26 protein-coding genes and 4 tRNA genes are annotated in these 22,478 nt (G+C 67.0%); 6 read left to right on the top strand and 24 right to left on the bottom strand.

All coding sequences use genetic code 11. From position 1 onward, the window contains the following. Window positions 1-21 precede the first annotated feature (21 nt). The 12 genes from E1H18_RS06075 to E1H18_RS06130 form a co-directional block, all read right to left on the bottom strand. Window positions 22-327: an ETC complex I subunit gene (locus E1H18_RS06075; RefSeq protein ID WP_172264732.1), complete on the bottom strand. Its 306-nt coding sequence runs from the start codon at window positions 325-327 to the stop codon at window positions 22-24. Between the two features lie 26 nt (window positions 328-353). Continuing rightward, a tRNA-Pro gene (locus E1H18_RS06080) sits at window positions 354-430 on the bottom strand. Window positions 431-485: 55 nt separating this feature from the next. Continuing rightward, window positions 486-941: a DUF192 domain-containing protein gene (locus E1H18_RS06085; RefSeq protein ID WP_172264735.1), complete on the bottom strand. Its 456-nt coding sequence runs from the start codon at window positions 939-941 to the stop codon at window positions 486-488. 87 nt (window positions 942-1,028) lie between these two features. Further along, entirely contained in the window at window positions 1,029-1,631 is a 603-nt protein-coding gene (gene cspD / locus E1H18_RS06090) for a stationary phase survival cold shock domain protein CspD (RefSeq protein WP_172264737.1), read from the bottom strand. Between the two features lie 172 nt (window positions 1,632-1,803). Further along, window positions 1,804-1,878 (bottom strand) — tRNA-Glu (locus tag E1H18_RS06095). Between the two features lie 46 nt (window positions 1,879-1,924). Beyond that, a tRNA-Glu gene (locus E1H18_RS06100) sits at window positions 1,925-1,999 on the bottom strand. 79 nt (window positions 2,000-2,078) lie between these two features. Further along, window positions 2,079-3,893 (bottom strand): single-stranded-DNA-specific exonuclease RecJ, encoded by a 1,815-nt coding sequence (recJ, locus tag E1H18_RS06105; RefSeq protein WP_172264740.1) that lies wholly within the window; start codon window positions 3,891-3,893, stop codon window positions 2,079-2,081. A gap of 76 nt (window positions 3,894-3,969) precedes the next feature. Then, window positions 3,970-4,947, bottom strand: a complete 978-nt coding sequence (locus tag E1H18_RS06110; RefSeq protein WP_172264743.1) for a class 1 fructose-bisphosphatase — start codon at window positions 4,945-4,947, stop codon at window positions 3,970-3,972. 61 nt (window positions 4,948-5,008) lie between these two features. Beyond that, window positions 5,009-5,962 (bottom strand): class II fructose-bisphosphatase, encoded by a 954-nt coding sequence (glpX, locus tag E1H18_RS06115; RefSeq protein ID WP_172264746.1) that lies wholly within the window; start codon window positions 5,960-5,962, stop codon window positions 5,009-5,011. 71 nt (window positions 5,963-6,033) lie between these two features. Beyond that, entirely contained in the window at window positions 6,034-7,323 is a 1,290-nt protein-coding gene (locus E1H18_RS06120; protein ID WP_172264749.1) for a homoserine dehydrogenase, read from the bottom strand. Window positions 7,324-7,353: 30 nt separating this feature from the next. Then, a complete protein-coding gene (locus E1H18_RS06125) occupies window positions 7,354-8,574 on the bottom strand; it encodes an LL-diaminopimelate aminotransferase (RefSeq protein ID WP_172264752.1) in 1,221 nt (406 codons plus the stop codon). 112 nt (window positions 8,575-8,686) lie between these two features. Continuing rightward, the gene (locus tag E1H18_RS06130) at window positions 8,687-9,124 is read right to left on the bottom strand and encodes a hypothetical protein (protein WP_172264755.1); all 438 of its coding nucleotides are present in this window, start codon (window positions 9,122-9,124) and stop codon (window positions 8,687-8,689) included. Window positions 9,125-9,213: 89 nt separating this feature from the next. Here E1H18_RS06130 and E1H18_RS06135 point away from each other — a divergent pair, with 89 nt between their 5' ends. Continuing rightward, window positions 9,214-11,208: a class I poly(R)-hydroxyalkanoic acid synthase gene (locus E1H18_RS06135; protein ID WP_172264758.1), complete on the top strand. Its 1,995-nt coding sequence runs from the start codon at window positions 9,214-9,216 to the stop codon at window positions 11,206-11,208. Here E1H18_RS06135 and E1H18_RS06140 read toward each other — a convergent pair. Further along, entirely contained in the window at window positions 11,205-11,567 is a 363-nt protein-coding gene (locus tag E1H18_RS06140; protein WP_172264761.1) for a hypothetical protein, read from the bottom strand. The genes E1H18_RS06135 and E1H18_RS06140 overlap by 4 nt on opposite strands. A gap of 52 nt (window positions 11,568-11,619) precedes the next feature. On the opposite strand from E1H18_RS06140, the gene soxR reads away from it, so the two are divergent. Both soxR and E1H18_RS06150 read left to right on the top strand, forming a co-directional pair. Then, window positions 11,620-12,093 carry a redox-sensitive transcriptional activator SoxR gene (gene soxR, locus E1H18_RS06145; RefSeq protein WP_172264764.1) on the top strand — a complete coding sequence of 158 codons (474 nt, stop codon included), beginning with the start codon at window positions 11,620-11,622 and terminating at the stop codon, window positions 12,091-12,093. 58 nt (window positions 12,094-12,151) lie between these two features. Next, window positions 12,152-12,781: a DUF1287 domain-containing protein gene (locus E1H18_RS06150; protein ID WP_172264767.1), complete on the top strand. Its 630-nt coding sequence runs from the start codon at window positions 12,152-12,154 to the stop codon at window positions 12,779-12,781. 7 nt (window positions 12,782-12,788) lie between these two features. Here the strand turns inward: E1H18_RS06150 and argC are convergent, their stop codons facing one another. The 3 genes from argC to rplM form a co-directional block, all read right to left on the bottom strand. After that, on the bottom strand, window positions 12,789-13,742 hold the full coding sequence (gene argC, locus E1H18_RS06155; protein ID WP_172264770.1) for an N-acetyl-gamma-glutamyl-phosphate reductase: 954 nt from the start codon (window positions 13,740-13,742) through the stop codon (window positions 12,789-12,791). 107 nt (window positions 13,743-13,849) lie between these two features. Further along, window positions 13,850-14,323, bottom strand: coding sequence for a 30S ribosomal protein S9 (rpsI, locus tag E1H18_RS06160; RefSeq protein ID WP_172264773.1), 474 nt, complete (start codon window positions 14,321-14,323; stop codon window positions 13,850-13,852). 3 nt (window positions 14,324-14,326) lie between these two features. Next, a complete protein-coding gene (rplM, locus tag E1H18_RS06165) occupies window positions 14,327-14,800 on the bottom strand; it encodes a 50S ribosomal protein L13 (RefSeq protein ID WP_172264776.1) in 474 nt (157 codons plus the stop codon). Window positions 14,801-15,037: 237 nt separating this feature from the next. Between rplM and E1H18_RS06170 the strand changes: the two genes are divergently transcribed. Then, window positions 15,038-16,417 carry an alkaline phosphatase PhoX gene (locus E1H18_RS06170; RefSeq protein ID WP_172264779.1) on the top strand — a complete coding sequence of 460 codons (1,380 nt, stop codon included), beginning with the start codon at window positions 15,038-15,040 and terminating at the stop codon, window positions 16,415-16,417. 3 nt (window positions 16,418-16,420) lie between these two features. Here the strand turns inward: E1H18_RS06170 and E1H18_RS06175 are convergent, their stop codons facing one another. After that, entirely contained in the window at window positions 16,421-17,452 is a 1,032-nt protein-coding gene (locus tag E1H18_RS06175) for a COX15/CtaA family protein (protein ID WP_172264812.1), read from the bottom strand. 141 nt (window positions 17,453-17,593) lie between these two features. Here E1H18_RS06175 and E1H18_RS06180 point away from each other — a divergent pair, with 141 nt between their 5' ends. Then, window positions 17,594-17,845: a GlsB/YeaQ/YmgE family stress response membrane protein gene (locus tag E1H18_RS06180; protein WP_172264815.1), complete on the top strand. Its 252-nt coding sequence runs from the start codon at window positions 17,594-17,596 to the stop codon at window positions 17,843-17,845. Further along, window positions 17,842-18,078, top strand: coding sequence for a DUF2842 domain-containing protein (locus E1H18_RS06185; RefSeq protein WP_172264818.1), 237 nt, complete (start codon window positions 17,842-17,844; stop codon window positions 18,076-18,078). The genes E1H18_RS06180 and E1H18_RS06185 overlap by 4 nt, the downstream gene beginning before the upstream one ends. A 65-nt stretch (window positions 18,079-18,143) precedes the next feature. Here the strand turns inward: E1H18_RS06185 and E1H18_RS06190 are convergent. The 7 genes from E1H18_RS06190 to E1H18_RS06220 all read right to left on the bottom strand — a co-directional run bounded on the left by E1H18_RS06190 (window position 18,144) and on the right by E1H18_RS06220 (window position 22,419). Beyond that, a tRNA-Pro gene (locus E1H18_RS06190) sits at window positions 18,144-18,220 on the bottom strand. A gap of 63 nt (window positions 18,221-18,283) precedes the next feature. Beyond that, window positions 18,284-18,712, bottom strand: coding sequence for a MerR family transcriptional regulator (locus E1H18_RS06195; protein ID WP_172264821.1), 429 nt, complete (start codon window positions 18,710-18,712; stop codon window positions 18,284-18,286). A 13-nt stretch (window positions 18,713-18,725) separates the two neighbouring features. Next, a complete protein-coding gene (locus E1H18_RS06200) occupies window positions 18,726-19,046 on the bottom strand; it encodes an integration host factor subunit alpha (protein ID WP_370526453.1) in 321 nt (106 codons plus the stop codon). A gap of 180 nt (window positions 19,047-19,226) precedes the next feature. Continuing rightward, complete coding sequence (locus tag E1H18_RS06205) at window positions 19,227-20,204, bottom strand: beta-ketoacyl-ACP synthase 3 (protein ID WP_172264824.1); 978 nt, start codon at window positions 20,202-20,204, stop codon at window positions 19,227-19,229. Next, on the bottom strand, window positions 20,201-21,265 hold the full coding sequence (plsX, locus tag E1H18_RS06210; RefSeq protein WP_172264827.1) for a phosphate acyltransferase PlsX: 1,065 nt from the start codon (window positions 21,263-21,265) through the stop codon (window positions 20,201-20,203). The genes E1H18_RS06205 and plsX overlap by 4 nt, the downstream gene beginning before the upstream one ends. A 96-nt stretch (window positions 21,266-21,361) precedes the next feature. Further along, complete coding sequence (locus E1H18_RS06215; protein WP_172264830.1) at window positions 21,362-21,904, bottom strand: YceD family protein; 543 nt, start codon at window positions 21,902-21,904, stop codon at window positions 21,362-21,364. Next, window positions 21,889-22,419 carry a ubiquinol-cytochrome C chaperone family protein gene (locus tag E1H18_RS06220; protein WP_172264833.1) on the bottom strand — a complete coding sequence of 177 codons (531 nt, stop codon included), beginning with the start codon at window positions 22,417-22,419 and terminating at the stop codon, window positions 21,889-21,891. The genes E1H18_RS06215 and E1H18_RS06220 overlap by 16 nt, the downstream gene beginning before the upstream one ends. Window positions 22,420-22,478 lie beyond the last annotated feature (59 nt).

Consider the following 22,478-nt stretch of genomic DNA (forward strand, 5'->3'; position numbering starts at 1 on the left):
CCGGCTTAGCCCGGGAGGCCCTTAGTGGGTCCAGGGCTGCTTGCGGCCGGCCGCGAAGTTGTCGGCATAGGCCTTGATGATGCGCTTGGGAGTCTTGGGCTCGAACAGCTGGAACGCGATCTCGTGGCGCTGGGCGTAGGCGATGGCCTCGTCGCGCGTCTCGAAGGTCAGGCGGATCTGGCCGTTCATGTCGCTGGACGTGGTCCAGCCCATCAGCGGATCGGGTCTGCGAGCCGACGCGGGTTCGAACTCCAGGACCCAGTCCTTGGTCTTGGCCTTGCCGGACTGCATGGCGTTCTTGGCGGGGCGATAGATGCGGGCCAGCATGGACCTCTCCCAAAGTACCTTGCCGGTGGTCGGAGCGGCAGGATTTGAACCTGCGACATCCTGGTCCCAAACCAGGCGCGCTACCAGACTGCGCTACGCTCCGAAACACCGGCAGGCGCGTGCTCTACAGGCGTTTGATCCGCGGATCAACGGATGCGTCAAGTCTTGGGAAATATCCTGTGCAGGACGCGGTCGCCCGGCAGGATGCCAAGCTGCGCCGCGCGACCGCCGGCGATCTCCAGAACACCCAACACCAGTCCGCCCGACGGCAGCAAAGTCTCGTCATGCGGACGGGCGTTGCGCACGATCGACAGGATCGTTCCGTCCGGCCGGATGTAGATGATGTCCAGTGGGATCAGGGTGTTCTTCATCCAGTAGGCGGCCGGCTGCGGCCGCTTGTAGGTGAAGAGCATGCCGCGGTCGGGCGCCAGGGACTTGCGGAACATCAGCCCCCTCGCCTGCTCGGCCGGCGTGGCGGCGAGCTCGACCTGGAAGCGCGTGCGGCCGCGACCGGAGACGACCTCGACCGTCTCCAGCTTCGGCGCGGCAAGCGAATGACCGCCCGCGCAGAGGCCAAGCCCCAGCGCGGCCAGCAGCGCCCGCCGTTCGATCATTCGTTGCGCCACGCGTCACCTCGCCGAAAGCCGATCCCCGCCAAGACTAGCGTCCAGGCCGGGGCGGCGAAAGTCAGGCGCTGAAGATCAGACGTCGCCGGGCGTGATCTCGGCGACCACCAAGCCCTTGGGCCCCCGCGCGAACCGCACCAGGACATCATCGCCCGGCTGAAGGTCCTCGAGACCGCCCCGGCGGAGCGTCTCGATATGCACGAAGATGTCGCCCGGCTCGGCGTCGCGGATCACGAAGCCATAGCCCTTGGTGCGGTTGAACCACTTGACCTTGGCGTGCTCGGCCGGCCCTTCCGGCGTCAAAGCGTCGCGGCCGTGACCATGTCCGTGACCATCCCGCAGGCTCTCGCGTCGCGCCACGCCCTCGGCGAAGCTACGCTTTTGCCGCTCCAGCGGCGCCGGCGCGGAGCTTTCGTCGAGATTGACCACTTCACTGACCTGCCAGCCCTTGGACCGGCGGACCACGTCGCACACGATAACGGCGCCTTCCATGGCGGTTTCGCGGCCGCAATTGCGCAGCGACGTCACATGTAGAAGCACGTCCTTCAGCCCGGTCTGGTCGGGATCATCCGGTACGATGAACCCATAACCCTTGCCGGCGTCGAACCACTTCACCTTGCCGCTGATGCGCACGAACTCTTCGTGCGCCGCGGCGTCCTCAAAATCGAAACCAGACATCCCACCCCTCTGGCTTGCCCAATCAGCCCATCGGAGCAAGCACTACGAGAACAGTGTTCTCGCGTAACGAGAGCCGTCAATGACGAAATCACGTCAAAACCGCGAGCGGGTGCGTTCCGCGACATTTCGTCGCAGAAACAAGCCAGAAACAATTAAGAAATACAGCCAGAGATGGCAGTCCCTAGGGGAGTCGAACCCCTCTCTCCAGATTGAAAATCTGGCGTCCTAACCGATAGACGAAGGGACCACGTCGCCGCCGAAGCGGAACATCGTCAGTAGTATGGCCTCGCGGGTGGCAGTCCCTAGGGGAGTCGAACCCCTCTCTCCAGATTGAAAATCTGGCGTCCTAACCGATAGACGAAGGGACCACGGCCCCGCGAGGAAGCGGGTGTATAGCCGCGACCTCTGGGGTGCGCAAGCGGCTGAAAGTCATTTTTTCAGTCCGTTCTAATCCGCGTACCGCGCTCTGGGATCGTGGGCGTCCTCGATCTCCAGTTGGACGCCGTTGCGGCCCATATAGTCGTCCGGTTTCAGCTTGCCGACGACGTCCAAAGCCCCGCCTCCAGCCAGCAGGCGCTGGCCCAGCGGCGTCTCGGCGCTTCGCCAACTGATCGCCTTGATGCGGTCGCCGGTGGGGCCGACGAGGTCCATGCGCACATGGCCGCCCTTCAGAGCCGAGACGCGATCGGGGCGCACCTGGGTCAGGGCGAACAGCGGCTCGGGATTGCCGGGACCGAACGGGGCCAGGCGCTGGAAGTCGTCGAGCAGCGCGCGATTCGCCGCGCGGGGCTGAACCAGGGCGTCGATCTCGACCGATTCGATCCCCACCGCCTCCATCTCGCCCGCCAGGCGCTCTTCGAGGAAGGCCCGGAACTCGGGAATCATCTCGGGACGAATCGACAGACCCGCCGCCATGGCGTGGCCGCCGCCGGCCATCAGCAGGCCGGCCTCATAGGCGGCCTGGATGGCGCGGCCCAGATTGACGCCCGGCTGCGAGCGGCCCGAGCCCTTGCCGACATTGGCCGCGCGGTCGACGCCGATCACCACCACCGGCTTGCGATAGCGCTCACGCAGCCGGCCAGCGACAATGCCGATGACGCCCGGGTGCCAGCCCTCGCCCGCCACCACGATGACTGGAGCGCTGGTATCGAAGTTGCCGCGCTCCAGCATCGCCGCGGCCTCCTCGACCACGGCGGCCTCGACGGCCTTGCGCTCGGTGTTGAGGCCGTCCAGTTCCTCGGCCAGGGCGGCGGCCTCCAGCGGGTCGTCGGTGGAGAGCAGTTTGGCGCCGAGGTCCGAGCGGCCGATGCGGCCGCCGGCGTTGATGCGCGGTCCCAGGATGAAGCCGGCGTGGAACACGGACGGTTCGCCCGAACCCTTGCCGACCTCGAACAGGGCCTTCAGCCCCGGATTGGCCCAGGCGCCCATGGTGCGCAGGCCCAGAGTGGTCAGGGCGCGATTGAAACCGACCAGCTGGGTGACGTCGCAGATCTCGCCCAAAGCCACCAGATCCAGCCACTGGCGCGGATCGGGCTGTGGGCGCTCGTCGGTGAACAGGCCGCGCTTGCGGGCTTCGCGGTTCAGGGCGGCCAGCAGCACGAAGGTCACGCCGGCGGCGGCCAGGACACCTTGCCCGCTCTGGCAGCCTGGGCGATTGGGATTGACCACGGCGGCGGCGGTCGGCGGGTCCTCGCGCATCAGGTGGTGGTCGATGACCACGACCTCCAGGCCGATCTCGCCAGCGCTGGCGATGGCGTCATAGGCCGCAGCCCCACAGTCCAGGGTCACGACCAGCTCGGCCCCGCCCTCGCGGATCGTGCGGAACGCCGCCGGACTGGGGCCGTAGCCCTCGGTCAGGCGATCGGGAATATAGATCGGCAGCTCGACGCCCATGTGCCGGAACCAGCGGACCAGTTGGGCGGCGCTGGTGGCGCCATCGACGTCGTAGTCGGCGAACACCATGGTCGGCCGTCCCTGCTCCAGGGCGTCGATCAGGATCTCGGCGGCGCGATCCATGTCGGTGAAGGTCGACGGATCGGGGAACAGCGCCTTCAGGGTCGGACGCAGATAGTGCTCGGCGCTGTCCAGGGTGACGCCGCGCGAGACGAGCGCTCGGGCCAAAGGTTCGGTCAGGCCGTGGCGCTGCTGGATGTCGCGCACCACGGCCATGTCCGCCGGGCGTTCGCGCCAAGCTCGGCCGCTCAGCGAGCGCTCGACGCCCAGGAAAGCGCTGGAAACGATATTGGGAGCACCATCGGCCATCGCGGCAGACTATCCGTTAACGCGGATTCGCTCCATGCCACGCCGTCACGACCATACCGGACGTGAGTCTGACGACTTAGCCCGCCGTCATCTCGGCGCGAACCGCCTCGACCTCATTGGCCGACCCCAGGACGACGGGCACGCGCTGGTGCAGCTTGGTCGGCTGGACATCGAGGGTGCGCGTGACGCCGTCGGTGGATGCGCCCCCTGCCCGCTCGATCAGCAGGCTCATCGGATTGGCTTCGTACATCAGGCGCAGCTTGCCGGGCTTGTCGGGCTCGCGGGCGTCCCACGGATACAGGAAGATGCCGCCGCGCATCAGGATGCGGTGTACGTCGGCGACCATGGCCGCGACCCAGCGCATGTTGAAGTTCTTGCCCCGCGGGCCGTCCTTGCCCTGCAGGCAGCCGTCGACATAGCGGCGCATCGGCGCGGCCCAGTGGCGCTGGTTCGAGACATTGATCGCGAACTCGGCGGTGTCGGGCTTGATGGTGATCGCGGGATGGGTCAGCAGCCACTGGCCGTCGGCGGCCAGGGTGAAGCCGTTGACGCCATCCGCAAGCGTCAGGACCAGCATGGTCTGCGGGCCATAGACGGCATAACCGGCGGCGACCTGGTTGGCGCCGGGCTGCAGGAAGTCGGCTTCGACCGCCGCTTGGTCGGCCGGCGCAGGCAGCACCGAGAAGATCGTTCCAACCGGGGCGTTGATGTCGATGTTGCTGGAGCCGTCCAGCGGATCGAAGGTGACCAGGAAACCGCCGACACGACCCGTCGGCTCGACCTCTTCCAGCTCTTCCGAAGCCAGACCCGCGACCGGGGCGCAGGCCTTCAGGGCGTCGCTCAGCATGTCGTTGGTGATGACGTCGAGCTTCTTCTGCTCCTCGTCCTGGACATTGGTGCTGCCGGCCGCGCCCAGGCTGCCCGACAGGGCGCCGGAGGCCACGACACCGCTGATGTCGGCGCAGGTCTTGGCGATCGTCGCGACGACGTCCTTGAGCGCGGCGTCGGCAGGCTGGGCTTCAAGCCAGGCGGCGAGATCAACGAAGGTCGTCATGGGAGCCTCGAAAGAGAAAGCAGAACGGCCGCCTCTACCCGGCGGCCGTGACAGGAAGGTCTCAGACCTTCCGCTTCATGCGAACTTCACGAACGGTGCCCGTCGAAGAGTTCATCACCAGGGTGTGGGTGTGCACGCAGCCATCACGGAAGATGACGCCGTCGACCAGACCGCCGCGCGTGACGCCCGTGGCGGCGAAGATCGCCTCGTCGCGGACGATCTCGTGCAGGTCGTACTTCTTGTCGAGTTCGGTGATGCCCCAGCGGGCGGCGCGGGCGCGCTCGTCGGCGTTGCGGAATAGCAGACGCCCCTGGAACTGACCGCCGACGCACTTGAGGGCCGCGCAGGCTAGGACGCCTTCCGGCGCGCCGCCCGAGCCGACATACATGTCGACGCCGGTCGAGGGGTCGGTGGTGTTGATGACGCCGGCCACGTCACCGTCCGTGATCAGATGAACGCGAGCGCCGACCGAGCGGACGCTGGCGATGATCTCGGCGTGACGCGGACGGTCCAGCACGCAGACGGTGATCTCGGTGGGCGCGACGCCCTTGGCGGCGGCCAGGGCCTGGACATTCTCGGCTGGCGACTTGTCCAGATCGATCACGCCCGCGGGCAGACCCGGACCACAGGCGATCTTGTCCATATAGGTGTCGGGCGCGTTCAGCAGCGTGCCCTTGGGGGCCCAGGCCATCACCGTCAGGGCGTTGGGCTGGGACTTGGCCGCCAGGGTGGTGCCTTCCAGCGGGTCCAGCGCGATGTCGACCTTGGGGCCCTTCCCCGTTCCGACCTTCTCGCCGATGTAGAGCATCGGCGCTTCGTCGCGCTCGCCCTCGCCGATGACGATCTCGCCGTCGATGTTCAATTCGTTCAAGGCGTTGCGCATCGCGTCGACGGCCGCCTGGTCGGCGGCCATCTCGTCGCCGCGGCCCAGCTGGGTCCACGACGCGATGGCGGCGGCTTCGGTAACGCGAACGGCGTCCAGGACCAGCGAGCGGTCCAGGGTGTTCGAACTCATCCGTCTCTCCCGGCCCCCGAACGGAGGCCTAGTTCCCACACTCGCCTTGGACGCCCGCTTTCCGCGAGTCGTCAGATGCGCGCGACGCGCAAAAGGCGAGGACGCTCTAGCACGGTCTCGAGCTTTTCGATGCGGCTAATCGCATCCAGCAGCTTCGATTCCGGGGTCGCATGAGTAACGAGCACGATCGGCACGCCGCCCGCCCCTTCGACGGGCTTCTGCAGGAAGCTGTCGATCGAGACGCCGCATTCGGCCAGGGTCTCGGAAATCGCCGCGATGACGCCCGGCTGGTCTTGGACCATGACCCGCAGATAGGCCTTGCCCACGGCGCGAGCCGGGTCGACGGCGATGAACGGGGCCAGTTCGCCGGCCGGGGCCTGGAACACCGGACGCTGGGCCTTGGTCATCACGTCGGCGATGTCGGCGGCGACGGCGGCGGCGGTCGGTCCCGCGCCGGCGCCAGGACCTTGAACGAAGATGCGGCCGATGCGAGCGCCTTCGATAAACAGCGCGTTCAGCGCGCCGCCGGCCTGGGCCAGCGGATGATCCAGCGGCACCAGCGACGGATGCACCTTCACCGCCACGCCGCCGTCAGTCTTGGCCGCGCCGGCGATCAGCTTGATGCGATAGCCCAGGTCCTTGGCCAGCTTGATGTCGAGCAGGTCGACGTCGCTGATGCCCTCGATTTCAGCCGCCTCGAAGTTCGGGGCGCAGCCGAAGGCGAGCGCCGCCAGGATGCTGATCTTGTGGCCGGCGTCGAAGCCGCCGACGTCCATGGTCGGGTCGGCCTCGGCATAGCCCAGGCCTTGGGCCTCACGCAGCACGTCGGCGAACGAACGACCGGTGCGCTCCATCTCCGACAGGATGAAGTTGCAGGTGCCGTTGAGAATGCCGGCCACCGAGACGATGTCGTCACCGACCAGAGCCTCGCGCATGATCTTCACGGCCGGAACGCCGCCCATTACTGCGGCCTCGAACAGCAGCGGCGTACCCGTGGCCTCCGCCAGGGCGGCCAGTTCGGCGCCGTGTACAGCGATCAGGGCCTTGTTGGCCGTGACCACCGGCTTGCCGGCCTTCAGGGCGGTCTCGACGGCGACCTTGGCTGGGCCATCCGAACCACCGATCAGCTCCACGAACAGGTCGACGTCCGGCGAGGCCGCCATGGCCACCGGATCGTCGAACCAGGCCAGGCCCGAGATGTCGACCGTGCGCGGGCGCGACTTGTTGCGGGCCGACACGGCGGTCACGACCGCCTTGTCGCCGGCCGGCGCGAAGCCCGGGCGCTCGGCCAGGAACTGCAGGAGGCCGCCGCCCACGGTGCCCAGGCCCGCGACGCCGACGCGCCAGGTCTTGTTGGTCATCTCGGAATCCTTGGAAGCGAACTGAAGCCCTTAGGCCTGTTCCATCTTGTTGTGGGCCTTGGCCAGGATGGAGTCGGCGTTGGCGATGAATTTCTTCACGTTGCGCGCCGCCTGGCGGATGCGGTGCTCGTTCTCGACCAGACCGATCCGCACATAGCCTTCGCCGTACTCGCCGAAACCGATGCCCGGAGCCACGGCGACGCCGGCCTCCTCGATCAGCAGGCGCGAGAACAGCATCGAGCCGGCCTCACGGTACTGTTCCGGGATCTTCGCCCAAGCGAACATCGAAGCCGGCGGGTTGGGGATGTCCCAGCCCGCGGCCTTCATCGACTTGATCAGGGTGTCGCGGCGGCTCTTGTAGATGCCGCGGATCTCGTCGACGCAGTCCTGCGGGCCGTTCAGCGCCGCGGCCGCGGCCACCTGCACCGGGGTGTAAGCGCCGTAGTCCAGATACGACTTCACACGGGCCAGGGCCGCACAGATACGGGCGTTGCCGACCACCATGCCCACGCGCCAGCCGGCCATGGCGTAGGTCTTCGACAGCGAGTTGACCTCGACGGCGATGTCCTTGGCGCCGTCGACCTGCAGGATCGAAGGCGGCGGGTTGTTGTCGAAATAGATCTCGCCATAGGCCACGTCGCTGATGACCAGCAGATCGTGCTTCTTCGCGAGGGCAACGGCGTCCTTGTAGAAGTCCAGGTCCACCCACTGCGCGGTCGGGTTGGACGGATAGGACAGGATCAGCACGCTGGGCGGCGGCACCGAGTGCTTCACTGCACGGCTGATGTTGGACAGATACTCCTCCGGCGACAGGGCCGGCACGTGACGGATGATGCCGCCGGCCATGATGAAGCCGAAGGCGTGGATCGGATAGGCCGGGTTCGGACAGATGATCACGTCGCCGGGGCCGGTCAGCGCCTGGGCCAGGTTGGCGAAGCCTTCCTTGGAGCCCAGGGTGGCGATCACCTCGGTGTCGGGGTTCAGCTTCACGCCGAAACGGCGGCCATAATAGTTGGCCATGGCCTTGCGCAGGCCCGGAACGCCCTTGGACGCCGAATAGCGGCCCGCTTTGGGGTCGCGCGCCGTCTCGATCAGCTTGTCGACGATGTGCTGCGGCGTCGGCATGTCGGGATTGCCCATGCCGAAGTCGATGATGTCGGTCCCCTCGGCGCGGAGGCGCGCCTTGATCTTGTTGACCTCTTCGAAGACGTACGGCGGCAGGCGGCGGATACGGTGGAAATCGGTGCTCATGAGGGCTCTGTGCGCCGCTTCGGCGCTCTGGGAGCGAAAAGTCGGGCATGGATAGACCCCAAGCGGGGCCGCGCCAAGCCGGTTGAAGGAAGATTATGCCTCCGTCGCCCGATTAGGGCTGGGACGGAGGCGCGCTAGCTCGGCCGCGGGCTGCGCGGGCGAAGGCTTCGGTGGCTGCGCGGTCGGCGTCGGTCGGGGCCGCAATGGCCGAGGCCTTCACGTCACGCTGGGCCTTGGCGGCGTAGCCTTCGCTGTCCTTCAGCTCCCAGGTGTTCGGCGCAACGGCCTTGGTCACGGCGTCGCCGGCGATTTCCTGCTGCGCGACGGCCGCACGAACCTGGTCGGCGGTCGGTACGTCGGTCGGGATCGTCGGGATATCCGAGAACTTGCGGCGCTCGCCCTTTTCCTTGGCGGCGGCGGTCACCGAGGCGGCGACCGGCGAGCTGGGATCGACCTGGGCGGTCTTGAACGGCCCCGCACACGCCGCCGCACCGCCGGCAAAGCCGACGATCAGGGCAAGGCGTACGATTTTGCGGGTTTCGCCGTTCATCGGTTCTGGTCTTATGCGATGATCGCGGCGAGCGAAAGGCGTTCGACGCGGCTTTTCGCAGACGACTTCGGACGAAGCGGAGGAAACACATGGCGACGGCGAAATCGGGTTCCAAACCTCGCAAGAAAGCCGCCCCTGGAGCCGAAGCGCCCGAACCCAAGCCCGCCGCCGCCAAGAAGGCCGCAACTCCCAAGGCCGACAAGCCCAAGCCTGAGACGGCCGAGCCGCCGCCGCGCGCCGAATCAGCCGCTGGCGCCCAGCAGAAGCAGGCCCCGCCCTTTTCGGGCTTCGCTGACATGCTGTCGGCCGATCAGATAAAGGTGGTCGAGACCCTTTCGGCCAACCTGGCCCGCGCCGCCGTCACAGCCCAGGGCGCGATCGCCGAGGCCGCCTTGCGCCAGGCTGACCGACCGGCGGCTCTTACGCCAGATCCCTTCCACGTCGCCCCGGCCCTGAACGAGGTGATGACCCGCCTGGCCGCTCAGCCCGACCGGCTGATGCGCGCCCAGGCCGATCTCTTCGGCCAGTACATGGAGTTGTGGCAGTCCGCCGCCCGCCGCGCCTCTGGCGAGGAGGTCGCCCCCGTTGTAGCTCCGGCGGCCGGCGACAAGCGCTTCAACGACCCAGACTGGGCGTCGAACCCGATGTTCGACCTGATGAAGCAGTCCTACCTGCTGTCGTCGAACTGGCTGAACGGCCTGATTGCGGAGGTCCAGGGCGTCGACCCGGCCGCCAAGCGCCGGGTCGAGTTCTTCACCAAGATGCTGACCGACGCGTTCTCGCCGTCGAACTTCCTGATCTCCAACCCCGCCGCCCTGCGCGAGGTGGTCCAGACCCAAGGCCAGAGCCTGGTGCGCGGCATGGAGAACTTCGCCGCCGACCTGGAGCGCGGCGGCGGCCAGCTGGCGATCAGCCAGACCGATCTGGCCAAGTTCAAGGTCGGCGAGAACGTCGCCACCGCGCCAGGCAAGGTCGTCTACCAGAACGACATCCTGCAGCTCCTGCAGTTCGATCCGACCACCGAGACGGTCTGCGAGATCCCGCTGCTGATCTTCCCGCCATGGATCAACAAGTTCTACATCCTGGATCTGCGCCCCGAGAACTCGATGATCCGCTGGCTGACGGGCCAGGGCTTCACGGTGTTCGTCGCCTCGTGGGTCAATCCCGACCAGCAGCTGGCCGCCAAGACCTTCGAGGACTACATGCTGGAAGGCGTCTACGACGCCACCCAACAGGTCATGACCCAGTGCGGCGTCGATAAGGTCAACACGGTCGGCTACTGCATCGGCGGCACCCTGTTGTCGGTCGCCCTGGCGCACATGGCCGCGCGCGGCGACCAGCGCATCAATTCGACCACCTTCTTCGCCGCCCAGCAGGACTTCGCCGAGGCCGGCGACCTGCTGCTGTTCACCAACGAGGAATGGCTGCAGTCGATCGAGCAGCAGATGGACGCGGCCGGCGGCTTCCTGCCCAGCCAGTCGATGGCCGACACCTTCAACGCCCTGCGCGGCAACGACCTGATCTGGTCGTTCTTCGTCAGCAACTACCTGATGGGCAAGGAGCCGCGGCCGTTCGACCTGCTGTTCTGGAACGCCGACCAGACGCGCATGCCCAAGTCGCTGCACCTGTTCTATCTGCGCAATTTCTACAAGGACAACGCCCTGACCACCGGCCAGCTCAGCCTGGGTGGCGAGCACCTGGACCTCTCCAAGGTGAAGACTCCGATCTACGTTCAGTCATCGAAGGACGACCACATCGCCCCGTTCCGCAGCGTCTATCGCGGCGCCAAGGCGTTCGGCGGGCCGGTGACCTTCACCATGGCCGGCTCGGGCCACATCGCCGGGGTGATCAACCATCCGGACGCCAGGAAGTACCAGCACTGGACCAACGCGGCCTTGCCCGGCGAGGTCGGCGAGTGGATCGCCGGCGCCCAGGAGAACCCGGGTTCGTGGTGGCCGCACTGGGCCGAGTGGCTACGCGCCAAGTCCGGCAGCCAAGTCCCGGCCCGCGATCCGGCCAAGGGCAAGCTGAAGCCGCTGGAAAATGCGCCAGGCAGCTTCGTGCTGGTCAAGTCGCAGGTCTAGAGCTCGCCAGCGGCGTAGACCTCCTCAAACACGTCGGTATCGACGCGATCGACCAGCGGCCGGATGCGCTCCAGGTGAGCCAGCCGGCGCGGGTCGCGTGCGAACTCCAGCACGTCCGACGGATCGTCAAAGCTGGAAATCACCACGACCACCTGGCCGGCCCGCAGGCAGCGGACGCCGCGCAAGCCCGCGACTCGGCCGTCCAGACGCCGGTGCTGCGCCTCCTGCGCCGCCAGAACGGCCTCCAGCCGGCCGGGCTTGGGGTGGATGACGCTGATCGAGACGGCCGGCGCGGCCGGTCCCAGCAGTTCGAAGGTTTCCAGGCGGATGGCGGTGGCGGTGGCGGTGGCGGGCGACATGCTTGCTCCTTTGGCGTTGCCGGTTGGGAGCCCTTTTCGTAAAACCTCAAGCATGGTTGAGGTCAAGCATCGATCCGCAAAAGGCCCTCTGCCCGCCACCCTGAGCGTCGGCGACGTCGCGCGCCGCAGCGGCGTGGCGGTTTCGACGCTGCATTTCTACGAGTCCAAGGGCCTGATCCGCAGCCTGCGGACCGAGGGCAACCAGCGGCGCTATCCGCGCGCGGTGCTGCGCCGCGTGGCGATCATCAAGATTGCCCAGCGCACCGGCATCGCCCTGGCCGGCATCCGCCAAGCGCTGGAGCACCTGCCGCAAGATCGCCCCCCTAGCGCCGAGGACTGGCGCGCCCTTTCGCAGACATGGCGCAGCGAACTGGACGCTCGCATACGCGCCCTGACCGGCCTGCGCGACCAGATGGACGGCTGTATCGGCTGCGGCTGCCTGTCCGTCGACGCCTGCCCCCTGCGAAATCCTGGGGACATCATGGGGGAAGCCGGGGCCGGCCCTCGCGTCCTGATCGAAGACTGAGCTATAGACGACCGATGTTCGCCCAAATCTCGCCGGGATCGTAGCGAAGCTTCCGCCCATGCTCAGCTTGAGTCGCCGCACAGCCCTGACCCTGCTCGCCGCCACGCCTTTCGCGGCGGGGCAAAGCCATGCGCTGATCGCCAATGGCGGCGCCAAGCTGGCCGCCGCCGCCCGCGAGCAGATCGGCGTGACGGTGGAATACGATCCGGGCTACCGGGCGATCGGCTATCCCAACGGGGACGTGTTGCGCACCAGCGGCGTCTGCTCGGACGTGCTGATCCGCGCCGCCCGCGACGCTTGGGACATCGACCTGCAGCAGCGGGTGCACGACGACATGGTCAAGGCGTTCGCCGCCTATCCCTCGCGCCGCGAATGGGGCCTGACCAAGCCGGACGCCAATATCGACCACCGGCGGGTGCTGAATCTGGAGACCTTCCTGGCGCGCCAGAACGCCAAGCTGCCCCTGCCCGGCTCAGGCCCGCTGGGCGGCGACGCATTCACCGCGCCGCAGCCGGGCGATATCCTGACCTGGCGGCTGGCCGGCGGCGGTCGTCCGCACCTGGGGGTCGTGGTCAGCGGCCCGCAGAACGTGCGCGTCGCCCACAACATCGGCGGCGGGGTCCACGAAGAACCGCTGTGGCGCTTCAAGCTGCACAAGCCCGCGGGCCACTACCGCTGGCGGGTGTGACGCAGGCCTAAAGGCCCGCGTCTTCCTTCAGGCCCAGGGCGATGTTCATGTTCTGCACGGCCGCGCCCGAGGCGCCCTTGCCCAGGTTGTCGAGCAGGGCCACCAGGCGCGCCTGACCGCTGGTGTCCGAGCCGAACACGAACAGCTTCAGCCGGTTGGTGCCGTTCAGGCCTTCCGGATCCAGCGTCGACAGGCTCTTGGCCTCGTCCAGCGAGGCGACCTCGACGAACCGCTCGCCCTTGTAGTGGTCGGCCAGCGCCGCGTGGATGTCGCGCAGCGAGGTCGCGTCGGCCAGGCAGGCGAAGTGCAGCGGCAGCTCGACGATCATGCCCTGGGCGTAGCGGCCCACGGCCGGCGAAAAGAGCGGACGGCTCAGCAGGCCGCCGTGCTTCTGCATCTCCGGCACGTGCTTGTGGTTCAGCGATAGGCCGTAGATGAAATAGGGCTCGCGCGTGAAGTTCGGGGCGCTCTCGTCCTCGAACTGGGCGATCATCGCCTTGCCGCCGCCGGTGTAGCCCGAGACGGCGTTGTACGAGAGCGGCAGTTCCGGCGGGATGATGCCGGCGCTGACCAGCGGCCGCGTCAAGGCGATGGCGCCGGTCGGATAGCAGCCCGGATTGGAGATTCGCTTGGACGCGGCGATCTTGCCGCGCTGCTCGCCGTCCAGCTCGGCAAAGCCGTAGGCCCAGCCCTCGGCGGTGCGATAGGCGGTCGAAGCGTCGATGATGACGGTGTCGGGATTGGTCACCAGCGACACGGCTTCCTTGGCCGCGTCGTCGGGCAGGCACAGGATCACCGCGTCGGCGTCGTTCAGCATCGCCGCGCGAGCGTCCGCGTCCTTGCGCTTGTCCGGATCGATCGAGATCAGCTGCAGATCGGTGCGGCCGATCAGGCGCTCGCGAATCTGCAGACCGGTGGTGCCGGCTTCGCCGTCGATGAAGACCTTGGGGGCGTTCGCCATGGCGCGCTCCAATCCAGACTAGAAAAGAACTTGGGGAGACAAATGACCAAGAAAAAGGGCGCTTCGGATGACCGAAGCGCCCTCTTCCAAACGCGTACGAACCGCGTTTAGCGCTTCGAGAACTGGAAGCTGCGGCGGGCCTTGGCCTTACCGTACTTCTTACGCTCGACCACGCGGCTGTCGCGGGTCAGGAAGCCGTGCGGCTTCAGGACCGGGCGCAGGCCGGGCTCATAATAGGTCAGAGCCTTCGACAGGCCGTGGCGGATCGCGCCGGCTTGGCCCGACAGGCCCGAGCCTTGCACGGTCACGACGACGTCGAATTGACCGAGGCGCTCGGTCACTTCCAGCGGCTGGGCGATCATCATGCGCAGCACCGGACGCGCGAAGTAAACTTCCTGATCGCGGCCGTTGATGGTGATCGAACCCTTGCCCGGCTTGATCCAGACGCGAGCGATCGCGTTCTTGCGCTTGCCGGTCGCGTAGGCGCGGCCTTGGGCGTCGATCTTGGGCTCGGCCGGAGCGGCGGCGACCGGGTTGCTGGACAGGCTGGCCAGCGCGTCAAAGCCTTGTGCGTCGGTCATGGCTTAGATGCTCCGGGTGTTCTTGGCGTTGCGGCCCGCGAAGTCGACGACTTCGGGGTTTTGCGCTTGGTGCGGGTGCTCGCCGTTGTTGTAGATGAGCAGGTGGGTCAGCTGCTTGCGAGCAAGCGGGCTTTCCTTCGGCAGCATGCGCTCGACGGCCTTTTCCAGGACGCGTTCCGGGAACTTGCCGCCCAGCACCTTGCGGGGGGTGGTTTCCTTGACGCCGCCCGGGTGACCGGTGTGACGGTAATAGACCTTGTCGTCGAGCTTCTTGCCCGTGAACTTCACCTTGTCGGCGTTGATGACGACGACGAAGTCGCCGCAATCGACGTGCGGGGTGTAGTCAGGACGGTGCTTGCCGCGAAGACGCATGGCGATGAACGTCGCCAGACGACCGACAACGGCGTCCTGGGCGTCGACCACGATCCACTTCTTTTCGACCTCGGCCGGCTTCAACGAAGCCGTGATCTTCTGCATGGGATTGATCCGTATTTCTTGGGCGTTCGAACCCGAAAAATCCGGCTTCGTCCGTGTGAGGCGCGGCATGTACGGGACGTGCAGCGCGCTGTCAACAACGACAGCGTCAAAAACATGCAAAGAGCAATAAATACAATTAGATAAAGAATAGGGTATTATAATACCGCATCCCTATCACCGAACCGTCATGAAAGCCGGGCATAGCCACAAAGCGTTACACAATAACAGGAACGTTTTATGGCCTTTTCCCGCAGGCGCTTCCTCGGCGCAGCCGCCACGAGCATGGCGTTCGCCGCCTTTTCCGCCCGCGCGCAAGGCGCCGAGACCTATTTAAACGAGGTCGAAGGCTATGGCCCGCTGGTCGCCGATCCCAAGCGGATGCTCGACCTGCCCAAGGGCTTCAGCTACCGCGTGATCGCCCAGGCGGGCCAGACCATGAGCGATGGCCTGCTGATCCCTGGCAAGTTCGACGGCATGGGCTGCTTTGCGGCGGGCGAGGACAAGGTCCTGCTGGTCCGCAACCACGAACTCTCCCCCGGCGACGACAGCGCCTTCGGCCCCGGCGCCCGCCTGCTGGACAAAATCGACCGCAGCAAGGTCTGGGACTTCGGCCAGGGCGCGCCCCTGCCCGGCGGCACGACCACCCAGCTCTACAATCTCAAGACCGGCCAGACCGAGCGCCAGCACCTGAGCCTGGCCGGCACGCTGGTGAACTGCGCTGGCGGCATCACGCCGTGGGGTTCGTGGCTGACCTGCGAGGAGACGACGATCGCGGCAGGCGACAAGGCCGGCAAGAGCCACGGATATGTGTTCGAAGTCCCCAGCGCGCATGTCGGTCTGGTCCAGCCGGTCGCCCTGACGGGCCTGGGCCGCTTCAAGCATGAGGCGGCCTGCATCGATCCTCGCACCGGCGTGGTCTATTTGACCGAAGACGTCGGCGACGGGCTCTTCTATCGCTTCCTGCCCAACGACCGGCGCGACCTGGCCAAGGGCGGTCGCCTGCAGGCCCTGGGCCTGGCCGACGCCCCCGAGGGCGGCGACACCCGCAACCAGGCGGAAAAGTCGTTCCCGGCCAGCGGCTGGAAAGCCGCGCGCTGGATCGACCTGGACGGCGTCGACAACCCGCACGACGACCTGCGCCGGCGCGGCCACAAGGCCGGCGCAGCGGTCTTCATGCGCGGCGAAGGCGTGTTCTTTGGCAAGGGCGACCTTTATTTCACCTGCACGTCCGGCGGCGCGGCAGGTGCGGGCCAAATCTTCCGCTACGTCCCCAGCGAACACGAAGGCCAGGCGGGCGAAACGGACCAGCCGGGCCGCCTGCAGCTGTTCGTCGAGAGCGGGAACAAGACCGTCCTGGACTATGCCGACAACCTGGTGGTCGCGCCGTGGGGCCACATCGTGGTCTGCGAGGACCGCTATTCCGACATGCTGCGCAACCACCTGCGGGGGATCACCCCCGACGGCAAGGTCTACACGCTGGGCCGCAACGTCCACACCGACAACGCCGAGTTCTGCGGCGCGTGCTTCTCGCCGGACGGCGGCACGCTGTTTGTGAACCTGCAGAGCCCGGGCTTCACCCTGGCCATCACCGGCCCTTGGGCCAGCGTGAAGGCCTGACGACTAGGGGCGTCGCACCCGCCACGCGAAGACGGTGGCGACGCCCAGCAGCACAGCTGCACCGGCCTGGTGCAGAATGCCCAGGCTGATCGGCACGGCGGCCATCAGCGTCCAGATTCCCAGGCCCGCCTGCAGGGCCACGACGATGGCCACGGCCAAGGCGGCCTGCTTGCTGCCGCCGGCCAGCGGCCGGTCACGAGAAGCAAGAAAAGCCATCACGATCCCGCCCACGAAGAGGGCGTAGGCCATCAGCCGGTGGTGCAGCTGCACCGCGCCCTGACTGTGCGCCAAGGTGCCCCACAGGCCCTTGCCCGCGTATTCGGCCGGGAAGAAGCCGCCGTTCATCAGCGGCCAGTCGTTATAGACCATGCCCGCATCGTTGCCGGCCACCAGCGCGCCCAGCAGGCTCTGGAAGAACACCGCGCCCAGGAAGGCCAGAGACCAGTTGCGCCAGGCCGAGCGCTCCTCGACCCGCGGCGAGCCGCTCCAGGCGTCCAGGGCGGTCCAGATCAGGACGACGAACAGAGCGAGCGCCAGGCCCAGGTGGATCATCAGTCGCTCGGGCGCGACCGAAACGCGCTCGGACAGGCCGCTGGACACCATCCACCAGCCGACCAGGCCCTGCAGGCCGCCCAGGCCCAACATGATGGCGCAGCGGGCGATCAGGCGGCGCGGAATGTCGCGGCGGATCAGGAAGACCACGAACGGGATGGCGAACACCACGCCCACGGTGCGGCCCAGCAGGCGGTGCGCCCACTCCCACCAGAAGATGCCCTTGTAGCCCTCGACGGTCATGTCGGGGTTCACCAGCTGGAACTGGGGGATCTTCTTGTAGAGCTCGAAACTCTCGCGCCAGGCCTGCTCGGACATCGGCGGCAGGGCGCCCATGATCGGCTTCCACTGGGTGATCGAGAGGCCGGAGTCGGTCAGGCGGGTCGCCCCGCCGACGATCACCATGGCGAAGACCATGGCGGCGACGATGAAGAGCCAGATCGCGACGGGACGCGAACGGTCGGAACGCAGGAAAGACGTCATGGGGTCGGAAAAGCGTCACTTCTGGGCCGAAATGCGGCGCCCCCTCCCTACGCCCGCCGCTTGCGCGCATCAATGTTTCTATGGCTCAGCATGACGGCGCTTCTGCTTCGGGCTAGAACGCCTGCCTCGGGGGAGAGAACGATGAGCGGCATGGGGGTTTTCGCGGCGGCGGTCATCGGCATCCTGGCCGGCTGGATCGCCGACCTGGTGCTGGGTCGCCGGCACTCACTGTTCATCAAGCTCTTGATCGGCGTCATCGGCTCGTTCATCGGAGCGTTCATCGCCTCGCGCATCGACCTGAACCTGCCGGGCTTCCTCGGCGAGCTCGTGGTGTCCAGCGTCGGCGCGATTCTGTTCCTGGCCGTGCTCGGCCTCTTCCGGAGAACCGCGTGAGCGCTCCCCTCATCCCGGCCCGCCTTCGCAAGCTGATCGGCTCGATCGGCGTGATGGTGATTCTGTTCGGCTGGATCTGGGCCTTCACCAGCCTCTACGACCACCTGCCGCAGAACCGCTTCATCCACCTCGTCTACTTCGTGGCGCTGGGCATGGGCTGGGTCGCGCCGGTGATCCCGCTGATCACCTGGATGGGCAAGGCCGACAAGCCGCTCGACGTCGGCCAGCGCTAGAACCGGAAATGAAAAAGGCCGCCCCGAAGGGCGGCCTTTCGTCTTCCGCTATTTCCCGCAGGAAATGGTCGGAGCGACAGGATTCGAACCTGCGACCCCTTGACCCCCAGTCAAGTGCGCTACCAGGCTGCGCCACGCTCCGACACGGAAGAGGCGCTCTTATAGGCGCCGCTCCCTGGGAGGGCAACAGCGATTTCGGACGAATTTAGCCGCGCGTCAGAAGGCCGTCCAAACGGGACTTGATGGCCGTCAGATCGTCCAGCGCAAAGGCCAGGCGATCGCGCGCTTCGCCGTCCAGACGCTGCACGCGCGCGGCGGGCGCTTCGTAGTCGATGTCGAGATCCAGGCTGGCCGAACCGTTCGAGCCCAGCCCCGCGGCGATCACCTGGGCCAGGCCCTGATCGCGGTGCAGCTTCTGCACGCCCTTGATGGTCAGGCCTTCGCTGTGCAGCAGGGTGCGGACGCCGTTCAGCACGGCGACGTCCTGCGGACGATAGAAGCGTCGCCCGCCGGCTCGTTTCATCGGGCGGATGAAGGAGAACTTGGTTTCCCAGAAGCGCAGCACGTGCTGCGGCACGCCCAGCTCGTCGGCGGCCTCTGAAATCGTGCGGAAGGCGTTCGGCCCCTTCGCCACCGCATCGATTCCCTTAGTCGCCGAGGGCGCGGTCGATTCGCGCCTTCATGACCTGCGAGGCGCGGAAACCGATCACCCGACGGGGCTCGATCTCGGCTGGCTCGCCGGTCTTGGGATTACGGCCCATGCGGGCCCGCTTGGCGCGGACCTGGAAGACGCCAAAGCCGGAAAGCTTGACCGTCTCGCCCTCTTCCAGAGCCTCGGCGACGAGGTCGAGGGTGCGCTCGACAAGGCCTGCGCAGTCCTGACGAGTCAGGCCGACCTCCTCGTGAACCGCCTCGCACAGGTCGGCCCGGGTCAAAGTAGCGCCCTTCATGCAACCCCTCACGCGTATCTTGGCGGCCTCATCGACCACCTCTGATGGAGTACTCGCGGTGAACGCGGGCGTGTTGCGACCGCCCTCAACTGGCCGCACCCTCGTTCATCGAAGACCACATGCCGCGAATATCGCATGAAGTCAAAGACTCAAGGTCATCAGTTCATGCCCAGCGCGAAGGCCGGGCAATTACTGCACCTAAAGACGCACCACGCAGGCGCCCCAGGTCAGACCGCCGCCCATGGCTTCCAGAAGCAGCAGGTCGCCCTTCTTGATTCGACCGTCCTTGACCCCGTGCGCGAAGGCCAGCGGGATCGAGGCAGCCGAGGTGTTGGCGTGGATGGCGACCGTCGAGATCACCTTGTCCTCGTCGATACCGCAGCGATTGGCGACGCCGGCCAGGATGCGCTGGTTGGCCTGGTGCGGGATGAACCAGTCGACCTCGGCCACCGCCACGCCGGCCTTGTCGGCGGCGGCGTGGATGGCTTCGGAGATATTGATCACGGCGTGCTTGAAGACCTGGTTGCCCAGCATCCGCAGCTTGCCGACCGTGCCGGTGGTCGACGGGCCGCCATCGACATAGAGCAGGTCCTGCTTGGTCCCGTCGGCGCGCAGGGCGAAGCCCAGCAGGCCTTGGTCTTCGGTGGTCCCCTGCCCTTCGCCCGGCTCCAGCACGACCGCGCCGGCGCCGTCGCCGAACAGCACGCAGGTGCCGCGGTCGCTCCAGTCCATCAGGCGGGTCATGGTCTCGGCCCCGATGACCAGCGCGCACTTGGCGTGGCCGCGTGCCACGAAGCCGTCGGCCACGCTCATGGCGTAGACGAAGCCCGAGCAGACGGCCTGGACGTCGAAGGCGATGCCGACCGGAGCGCCCAGCTTGCGCTGAACCATGGTCGCCACCGCCGGGAAGGTCAGGTCGGCGGTCGTGGTGGCCACGATGATCAGGTCGACGTCGGCGGCGGTCTTGCCGGCCGCGGCCAGGGCGTCCTTGGCGGCCTCGACGGCGAGGTCCGAGACCGGCTGGTCGTCGGCGGCCTGGTGGCGCTGGCGGATGCCCGTGCGCTCGACGATCCATTCGTCGCTGGTGTCGACGAACTTGGCCAGATCGTCATTGGTCACGACCTTGGGCGGCAGATACGCGCCGACGCCGGTCACTACGCTGCGGATCACGCTCACTCGGCCGCTCCCTGCCCCTCCTCGGGGGCTGCGTCCTTGGCCGCGACGGCGGTCAGGCGCTTCAGATTCCTGTCGATCTCGGCGCGGAAATCACTGCGCGCGAGGTTGGTGGCCACCCGGATGGCCGAGGCGAAGCCGTTGGCGTCCGCGCCGCCGTGGCTCTTGACCACGATGCCGTTCAGGCCCAGCAGCGGGCCACCATTGACCCGGCCCGGATCCAGGCGCGCGCGCATCTTCTTCAGCGCGCCCGAGGCGATCACCGCGCCCAGCATGGCCAGAGGCCCCGAGGTCAGGGTCGTCTTGATCTCGTGCGAGAAGAACCTGGCCAGGCCCTCGGCGGTCTTCAGGGCGACATTGCCGGTGAAGCCGTCGGTGACCACCACGTCTACGGTGCCGTAGGCGATGTCGGTGCCCTCGACGAAGCCGTGATAGTCGAAGTCCAGCTTGGTCTCGCGCAGGATGGCGTGCGCTTCACGCACTTCCTCGTGGCCCTTCTGGTCTTCCGAGCCGACGTTCAGCAGGCCCACGGTCGGACGCTTGGAGCCGTGCACCGCGTGGTGGAAGGCCGCACCCATGATCGCGAATTCGACCAACTGCTCGGCGTCGCTCTCAACATTGGCGCCGACGTCCAGCACGGCGGTGACGCCCTTCAGGGTCGGCCAGTTGGCGACGATGGCCGGACGCTCCAGGTCCGCGCCCATGCGCAGGATCAGCTTGGAAATGGCCATCAGCGCGCCGGTGTTGCCGGCCGAGACGCAGGCCTGAGCCTCGCCGGTCTTCAGCGCCTCGACGGCGTTCCACATCGACGAGCCCTTGCCCCGGCGCATGGCCTGGGCAGGCTTTTCGTCCATGGCGATGGCCTTGTCGGAGTGCCGGACTTCGCTGACGGCCTTGGCGGCGGGGCAGCGAGCCAGCTCGGCCTCCAGCTTGGCGCCATCCCCGTGCAGCAGGAACCGCACGCCAGGCAGAGCTTCGGCGGCCTTGGCGACGCCAGGCACGACGATGGAGGGGCCATGGTCGCCGCCCATGGCGTCGACCGAGATGACTACGGATTGGGGCACGTGGCGCTTAGAGCTCCGGCAGGCGGACTCGCCGCCCTCAAGGCGGCGGACGATACATCCGCGTGAATATCACGCAAGCGGTGGAAGTTTAGCCGCTTAGCTGTCTTCGCCCTTCGCTTTCAAACCCTTCAAAGCCGCAAACGGGGAGATTTCCACCGGCTCCGGCGGCTGCACGAACACCGCACCCGGCTTGCGCGGGAACGGGTCCAGTTCCAGCGCCAGATGCTCGATGACATAGCCCGAGACGTCGATCGTCTGGCCCTCCAGTACGTCCGGCGGATCATCGCCTTCGGCGTCGGCCGCCAAATCACCGGACTCTTCCTGCTGCGGCGCGTTCTGGCTGTTGGCCGGCAGCACCTTCAGCGCGAAGCGTGCGTCGATGGGCGTCTCGAAGTCGTCAGCGGTCGCGCTGCAGGTCTGCACCACGCGGGCGCGAAGAACGCCCGACACCTCGGCCCCGTCCAGCCACGAAGACAGGAAGACTTCGGCGCTCAGAGCTTCCAGGCTGACGAGATCCAACTGCTTGGCGATGGCCTTGCGTTGCTCCTCCGACGGCTCCAGGCGCAGCTTCACCGCGCCGCGGTCGACCTGGGCCAGCGGAATTTCACACGGCCAAGCGGCGGTCACGGGTTCGGCCACGTCACGTCTCCTTGCAGCACGGCGTCCAGCGGCTGTTCCGCCAGCGCCGCGCGCGTCTTGATCACATAGGCGGTCAAGGCCGCCACGTCGCCCTCGCCGCGCTCCTCGAACGCGTTGCGGGCCAGGAATTCGCTCGTCGCCGCTGCATCCGGCAAGCTGGCGACGGCATCGTCATAGGCCTTGAGGCGGCCATAGAAGGCGCCGGCCAGCTTCTTCATCTTCTTGCCGACGGCGGTGTCGGACACGCCGATCTCGCGGAAAGCGTCGTCCAGGCCCTTCACATACGAATCGAACACCGCCTGCGAGGTCTCGGCGGCGGCTTCGCCCTGCCCCTTCAACCGTTCGATCAAAAGGATGACGTGCAGGCTGAACAGCTCGAAGCGGCCTTCCATCGAGTCGCGGACGCCCATGTCGCGATAAAAAGCCGCGGAACGGGCCTGCGCCACCGCAGACGCATACAGCTTTGCCCCCGCCGCCTTTGCGGGCCTGGGCTTCAGCCATCTGTCCAGAAACATCAAACGCCTCGATTTCGCCGCGACATCCCGCTAGACGCGGGGCCTGTTCTCACGCGGGC

Source organism: Caulobacter sp. RHG1, from assembly GCF_013181195.1.
Taxonomy (GTDB): domain Bacteria; phylum Pseudomonadota; class Alphaproteobacteria; order Caulobacterales; family Caulobacteraceae; genus Caulobacter.

Coding starts and splice junctions, on each gene's coding strand:
- E1H18_RS06075 (WP_172264732.1), bottom strand. CDS start 327: ATGCTGGCCCGCATCTATCGCCCCGCCAAGAACGCCATGCAGTCCGGC.
- E1H18_RS06085 (WP_172264735.1), bottom strand. CDS start 941: ATGATCGAACGGCGGGCGCTGCTGGCCGCGCTGGGGCTTGGCCTCTGC.
- cspD (WP_172264737.1), bottom strand. CDS start 1,631: ATGTCTGGTTTCGATTTTGAGGACGCCGCGGCGCACGAAGAGTTCGTG.
- recJ (WP_172264740.1), bottom strand. CDS start 3,893: ATGGCCGATGGTGCTCCCAATATCGTTTCCAGCGCTTTCCTGGGCGTC.
- E1H18_RS06110 (WP_172264743.1), bottom strand. CDS start 4,947: ATGACGACCTTCGTTGATCTCGCCGCCTGGCTTGAAGCCCAGCCTGCC.
- glpX (WP_172264746.1), bottom strand. CDS start 5,962: ATGAGTTCGAACACCCTGGACCGCTCGCTGGTCCTGGACGCCGTTCGC.
- E1H18_RS06120 (WP_172264749.1), bottom strand. CDS start 7,323: ATGACCAACAAGACCTGGCGCGTCGGCGTCGCGGGCCTGGGCACCGTG.
- E1H18_RS06125 (WP_172264752.1), bottom strand. CDS start 8,574: ATGAGCACCGATTTCCACCGTATCCGCCGCCTGCCGCCGTACGTCTTC.
- E1H18_RS06130 (WP_172264755.1), bottom strand. CDS start 9,124: ATGAACGGCGAAACCCGCAAAATCGTACGCCTTGCCCTGATCGTCGGC.
- E1H18_RS06135 (WP_172264758.1), top strand. CDS start 9,214: ATGGCGACGGCGAAATCGGGTTCCAAACCTCGCAAGAAAGCCGCCCCT.
- E1H18_RS06140 (WP_172264761.1), bottom strand. CDS start 11,567: ATGTCGCCCGCCACCGCCACCGCCACCGCCATCCGCCTGGAAACCTTC.
- soxR (WP_172264764.1), top strand. CDS start 11,620: ATGGTTGAGGTCAAGCATCGATCCGCAAAAGGCCCTCTGCCCGCCACC.
- E1H18_RS06150 (WP_172264767.1), top strand. CDS start 12,152: ATGCTCAGCTTGAGTCGCCGCACAGCCCTGACCCTGCTCGCCGCCACG.
- argC (WP_172264770.1), bottom strand. CDS start 13,742: ATGGCGAACGCCCCCAAGGTCTTCATCGACGGCGAAGCCGGCACCACC.
- rpsI (WP_172264773.1), bottom strand. CDS start 14,323: ATGACCGACGCACAAGGCTTTGACGCGCTGGCCAGCCTGTCCAGCAAC.
- rplM (WP_172264776.1), bottom strand. CDS start 14,800: ATGCAGAAGATCACGGCTTCGTTGAAGCCGGCCGAGGTCGAAAAGAAG.
- E1H18_RS06170 (WP_172264779.1), top strand. CDS start 15,038: ATGGCCTTTTCCCGCAGGCGCTTCCTCGGCGCAGCCGCCACGAGCATG.
- E1H18_RS06175 (WP_172264812.1), bottom strand. CDS start 17,452: ATGACGTCTTTCCTGCGTTCCGACCGTTCGCGTCCCGTCGCGATCTGG.
- E1H18_RS06180 (WP_172264815.1), top strand. CDS start 17,594: ATGAGCGGCATGGGGGTTTTCGCGGCGGCGGTCATCGGCATCCTGGCC.
- E1H18_RS06220 (WP_172264833.1), bottom strand. CDS start 22,419: ATGTTTCTGGACAGATGGCTGAAGCCCAGGCCCGCAAAGGCGGCGGGG.